Below are 528 nucleotides of genomic sequence, written 5' to 3' on the forward strand. Positions count from 1 at the left end.
GCAACTGCGGCTACGATACCTGAAAGACGACCACGACCACCTGAGTTTACGTTGATCATCGATTGACCGATCATCGCACAACCACCCATCGCGCCGAATACAGAACACGTTACGTTAGCCATACCTTGACCAACACATTCACGGTTAGATTGACCACGAGTGTTTGTCATTTCGTCTAGTACTGTCAGTGTCAGCAGAGATTCAATCAGGCCGATAGCCGCAAGGATAATTTCGTAAGGCAGGATGATCTGTAGTGTCTCTAAAGAAAACGGAACAGCAGGAATTGAGAATGTTGGAAGAGAGCCCGCTAGCGTAGCAGCTTCGTCACCAGACATTGTACGCAGGAAGTCGACAACAGTGCGAGTTTCAAGGTCAAGACCCACAACCAAAGCCGTTACTGTAACAATAGCAACCAATGAAGATGGTACCGCTGTTGTTAGCTTAGGTAGGAAGTGGATGATAGCCATTGTAAGGGCTACTAGACCTAGCATTAGTGTCATTTGACCGCTTGGTAGCCAAGTCAACGCA

At 47.7% G+C, this 528-nt stretch carries 1 protein-coding gene; it reads right to left on the reverse strand.

The window, feature by feature from the left end:
• Window positions 1–528 (reverse strand): SulP family inorganic anion transporter (locus GCE9029_RS25505; protein WP_197475441.1); only part of this gene is annotated, 528 nt, incomplete at both ends.

The organism is Grimontia celer (assembly GCF_900055185.1).
Classification (GTDB): domain Bacteria; phylum Pseudomonadota; class Gammaproteobacteria; order Enterobacterales; family Vibrionaceae; genus Enterovibrio; species Enterovibrio celer.